Below are 4,628 nucleotides of genomic sequence, written 5' to 3'. Positions count from 1 at the left end.
AGTCTGGGGAATGAAGCAGGAAGCCTCTGGGTCTTTAGCCCAGAGGTAGTTCACGGGTGAATTCCTGGATCGGCACGGGGTATTTTTCCTTCTGTACGAGCGGTATCGGAACGATAGGGCAGAATAGGTTTAATTCAGCTCAAAAAATTTATCTCTTGTAAGATTAGCCTGTTTAAGAATTGAGATGAGCGTTCCACGTGGCACCGGATTATCTGATGAAATCAGGGGGAGTTTTGTCATCCCTCGACCTCAATTACCGAGGTAAATTTGTGCCGGGACGTTAATGCAGGTTCCAGATCCTTGATAATGCCAAGGGCCCGTGCATTTTCCAGATATAACTCTATAGCTTCATGGATGTTGTCGAGTGCATCCTGTGGTGAATCTCCGCAACTGGCAACCTCCAGTTCCTGACATCTGGATACATACACCCCTTCCTCTTCCCATATTGAAACGGTAAACCGCATTTTTGTCATTATATCTACCCGTTAACAAGTAGTCTATTCATGTGCATATGATATTAAAATTCTGCCTCGTACTTTTTGATTCAGAAATAATGGTATGCGCCTGTTTGATTGTCATGACAGCATGAACCAGAACTCCATGGTCTCCGGAATCAATAGTATACACTGCGGTGCAGCATCTCCCGATATGAAGTATGTATATGTTCATCCCTCCATCTCGTTTGAGCATCCTGGAGTGCAACCTTCCGGCTCATCAACGTGGAGGGGGAGGAAGCAAGCCCATCCGGCTGGCACTCTGGTATGAAACACGCAGACACTGTTGTAATAGTATGTCTGCCCGAATCAGGAACTGCAATATGGCACGTGTGCACATTGTGGCACATATGCACAAACGTAAAATGCCCTGCATATCAATACACAAGTATGTCTTCCGGCACGAGTGAAACCGGCAAAAATACGATCAAGCGCATCCCCGTGAAAGAGCCCACCTGGAGGAACCTCCATGACCTGAAGGATGCCGGACAGAGTTACGACGAACTGCTTGCCGGGATGGTCCGTCGCGAGCGGGACTACCGGGACTGGAAGATGATCAATGAGACTGAGACAGTGCCGGGGAATTTGTCGCCGTTGACCCGGAAGATATCATGACGGGCGAGTGACACAGCAGAGGTGTGGGAGGAGATTAAATCTGTCTAGGAAAGGTATACACACTCCCTTATCTATTAGTTCAAATATGTTCCATGTGGAACAAAATGTATCCATTCAGATCATTGCTTTCCTGCCCGGAGGTGATTCATAATGACATTGATGTCTATATTGAGACGGACGAGATAGATAAATTGGTGGGATTGCTGGCAGGACAGGCTCCACTCAACATTGCATTCCGCCAGTGATTATAAATAGTTTGGCTCCACTAAATTTGTAATACTTTAGCGTGATTAAATTGATATTTCATGGAGTAAATTGCACCGAAAAATTTGTGCTTCTGTTAGTATTCCTGGTTGTGGTTACATCTGCAATTGCAATCGCCTTATTTAATATACTGGGGATATATGGTGGATTTGGTGCTATACTCGTTTGTTTTTTTATCATGAGGTATCTTATCGATCAATATGGGGATCGGTTGTTGTCTTCAAAGGATTACCGTATCAATAATGAAACTTACGATAAATTGGCAAAAGAACAATTCTTTCATTAATTGGAGTGTAAATTGTGGACATTCAGAATTCACACATATTCAATTTTTATAAGGATAAAGCATTAAATGTTTTAAATCACCGGGCACAATTTGTCACAATATATGTCACTTCCATTATTGTTTTTCTTGCTCCGATATTATCCGGAATATCAGTTAAAGATGGACAAACCCTTTGTAATGGAAACGTACCTGTCCTTATTGCTGCCCTTACCATCATCCTTTTTTTAGCATGGGGATTTTGGGAATTAAAATACCGGGAATATCGATGGAATTATATTAAAATTGCAACCCGGACGATATGTAATAATGAAATCTTCCCGAAAATAAATGAGGAAAATAACCTTACTAAAGGTGATGTTTGTGATTTTATCCATAATAAAACACTGTTCCCAAAAAATTACATTATGAAAATTATAACCGATGAAATGACAGACTTGTTTGACGAACATTCTGATAAAAATGTGAAAAATGCAGACAAACTGAATGTGAATCCGTAAGCTGAAGTGCCGCGATCCCGGTAGCGGTAGTTTACTATCCTCCTCTCTCTCACCAAAGTACACATCTCCCTGTATGGGAATGACACCATCCGGTCCACACATTGTGGCATGGGCTGGCCTGGAAAATGCCAGAACCATCAGTGATTCATCCCTGTTTTTAGGGAATCGGGGGCAGAACTGACGTTTTTTGTGCTCTGTTTTACTGTCGGAAAAATGTGGCTATTATATCTGTTATTTGCTGGATTCGGGGCTGTTGGTGGATTTGTGGACGAACGCTGTTGACGGGTATGTTGCAGAGGGTGTATGGCATGTCTTGTGGTGAGATCTGCCCGCTCCGTCCTTCTGTGTGGATTGTTTTTTGAGCATTTTCCAGGGATTTATGCAGTATCTGACTTCAGATAGCTGTTATCGGATTTTTCCCACCGTTACATCGATTTTTCCTGTTTCTCATTGCGGTTATGAACACTGCTCTCTCATGCCATTTTGTCTGAATGACATTTTCAGTTCAGTCAATAGCTAAATAATGTCTGTTCCCACGTGGCCGTTAATGAAATACCATTAAATATGAATCCAAAATGGATATTATAAATATTGCACAATCCCATACACTGAGCATGGACCGTTACTGGAAGGGTGTGCTTCCTGAACCGTCACTGCGAACGGTTGGTGATATGGCTGGTGTGCTGGCAGCTCCGGATGGTGAACTGGATCCGGCCACCCCACTCTACTACATGTACCGCGATCTCGCGATGAGTGCAGACGATCGTGATATTCTTTCCCGCCAGAATTTACGGTATGACATCACGGTCATCCCTCCGGCAGTCCTCGGCGGTGAGTACGTCAAGACCAAGGGGCATTACCACCCCGACTCTCCTTCCGGCATCGGCTACCCGGAACTCTACCAGGTGCTCTCGGGCGAGGCGCACTTTCTTCTCCAGCGAAAGGATCTCTCTGATGTGGTGGCAGTCGCCGCATCTGCCGGTGAATTTGTAATGATTCCACCCGGCTATGGACATGTGAGCATCAACCCCGGTGAAGAGGTGCTCGTCATGGCAAATCTGGTCTCGACCCGGTTTGAAAGTGAGTATGCGTTGTATGAGGAGATGCAGGGCGGGGCGTTTTATGGTATGGAAAAGAACGGCTGGGAGAAAAACCCGCGGTACCTGGCGGCTTCCCCGTTCAGGGAACAATCCGCACGGGACGCACCGGAACCGGGTATCAGGCATGGCATGGATATATATGCACTCATCTCCGGCTCTGCTGATCTCTCGTTTCTCAATGAGCCGGAGAAGATCGCAGGCAGGTGACTGACTTGGTCCTGTCTGTTTCCGGCGGGCCGGACGCCCTATGTAATCCGGCAAAGCTGCGTGTCACGGAGAAAGCAGGCAGGAAGCCCACGACTTTAGTCGTGGGTAGTTGACCTCAAACCTGATGAAACAACGAACACGTGAATTGCCACACATGAGGTAGATATGTGACTATGTGGGACACAACAGATGTAACAAAAGTGCCTTTCTCAGAAGGTCAATTCACTGCCCGTTGAAAACCCGCATGATGCCTGTGGTAATCATACACAAAAACGATTTGTCAACGTGGATTTTTGACTGTTATAGCAAATCAGAGATCAGAAAAACAGAGAATTGTTCAAATTCAAAAATGAGAACGTCCGTCAGGTATATGTATGTATGCCGACATATGTCCGTGTATGTCCACCATTACATCAATCAGGATAAGCACGGATATGAGGGATAAACTATCGGAGTTAAAGGTGCATCCGAAGGAGTCTTATGAAGATGTAATTAAGCGCCTTGTTGAAGATTGCGTTGACGATGAACCATTAAGCGATGCAACGATACAGGCGATAGAAGAATCACTGGCCGATATAAAAGCAGGAAGAGTTTATTCCTTAGAAGACGTTGCAGAAGAACTGGGTCTTCATTGATATGAGTTATTCTGTTCTGGTGACAAAGCGTGCAAAAAAGAGTCTTGCAGAGCTTCCGAAAAATATCGCCAAAGAAGTTTATCTGGAATTAAAATCCCTTTCTCGTGAAGATAATCCCACAAAATACGTCAAAAAATTAAAAGGCAACAAAAATCCTCCGTTTTATTCTCTTCGTGTGGGAAGTTACCGCGTGATTCTTAATATTGAGGACAATGTGATGGTGATTCATGTGATTGAGGCAGGTCACCGGAAGAAAATATACAGGAAATATTAATCCCGGTGGATTTTTGTAATATCTATGCCTTTTTCGCGGTATTTGAGTTTATTCCGGCCCTTTTTTCTGGCTCTCTCTTCCGCAGCCCGCTGCACCTTATCAGACCTTATCCTCTCCGGAAGAACAGATGCCGGTTCATCATCAGGATTCCGGGGAACTAGTGCCAAGTCAAGCCTCAAATGTCGGATAAAGACGAGATAGTTTTATTCGTGCATCATCCGTCGTAAATTGCCACTTGATGCAGGCTATCTTGTTA

6 protein-coding genes are annotated in these 4,628 nt (G+C 44.6%); 5 read left to right on the top strand and 1 reads right to left on the bottom strand.

What is annotated here, in order from left to right:
• Nucleotides 1–236 precede the first annotated feature (236 nt).
• Nucleotides 237–473 carry a type II toxin-antitoxin system HicB family antitoxin gene (locus MKMG_RS10680; RefSeq protein WP_165077872.1) on the bottom strand — a complete coding sequence of 79 codons (237 nt, stop codon included), beginning with the start codon at nt 471–473 and terminating at the stop codon, nt 237–239.
• A 411-nt stretch (nt 474–884) separates the two neighbouring features.
• On the opposite strand from MKMG_RS10680, the gene MKMG_RS10675 reads away from it, so the two are divergent.
• The 5 genes from MKMG_RS10675 (at nt 885) to MKMG_RS10655 (ending at nt 4,372) form a co-directional block, all read left to right on the top strand.
• Nucleotides 885–1,109, top strand: a complete 225-nt coding sequence (locus MKMG_RS10675) for a hypothetical protein (RefSeq protein ID WP_254059173.1) — start codon at nt 885–887, stop codon at nt 1,107–1,109.
• A gap of 564 nt (nt 1,110–1,673) precedes the next feature.
• Nucleotides 1,674–2,156, top strand: a complete 483-nt coding sequence (locus MKMG_RS10670) for a hypothetical protein (RefSeq protein WP_165077870.1) — start codon at nt 1,674–1,676, stop codon at nt 2,154–2,156.
• A 614-nt stretch (nt 2,157–2,770) separates the two neighbouring features.
• Nucleotides 2,771–3,463, top strand: a complete 693-nt coding sequence (locus tag MKMG_RS10665) for a glucose-6-phosphate isomerase family protein (RefSeq protein WP_165077869.1) — start codon at nt 2,771–2,773, stop codon at nt 3,461–3,463.
• Between the two features lie 434 nt (nt 3,464–3,897).
• A complete protein-coding gene (locus tag MKMG_RS10660; protein WP_254059172.1) occupies nt 3,898–4,098 on the top strand; it encodes a hypothetical protein in 201 nt (66 codons plus the stop codon).
• Complete coding sequence (locus MKMG_RS10655) at nt 4,073–4,372, top strand: type II toxin-antitoxin system RelE/ParE family toxin (RefSeq protein WP_254059171.1); 300 nt, start codon at nt 4,073–4,075, stop codon at nt 4,370–4,372. The genes MKMG_RS10660 and MKMG_RS10655 overlap by 26 nt, the downstream gene beginning before the upstream one ends.
• Nucleotides 4,373–4,628 lie beyond the last annotated feature (256 nt).

Origin of the sequence: Methanogenium sp. MK-MG (genome assembly GCF_009914725.1) — an archaeon.
In the GTDB taxonomy this organism is placed as follows: domain Archaea; phylum Halobacteriota; class Methanomicrobia; order Methanomicrobiales; family Methanomicrobiaceae; genus Methanogenium.
This window is presented reverse-complemented; position numbering and strand designations above follow the sequence as displayed.

Excerpts from the sequence above, each read along its gene's own strand:
- MKMG_RS10665 (WP_165077869.1), top strand. The coding sequence starts at position 2,771 with ATGGACCGTTACTGGAAGGGTGTGCTTCCTGAACCGTCACTGCGAACG.
- MKMG_RS10675 (WP_254059173.1), top strand. The coding sequence starts at position 885 with ATGTCTTCCGGCACGAGTGAAACCGGCAAAAATACGATCAAGCGCATC.
- MKMG_RS10680 (WP_165077872.1), bottom strand. The coding sequence starts at position 473 with ATGACAAAAATGCGGTTTACCGTTTCAATATGGGAAGAGGAAGGGGTG.
- MKMG_RS10660 (WP_254059172.1), top strand. The coding sequence starts at position 3,898 with ATGAGGGATAAACTATCGGAGTTAAAGGTGCATCCGAAGGAGTCTTAT.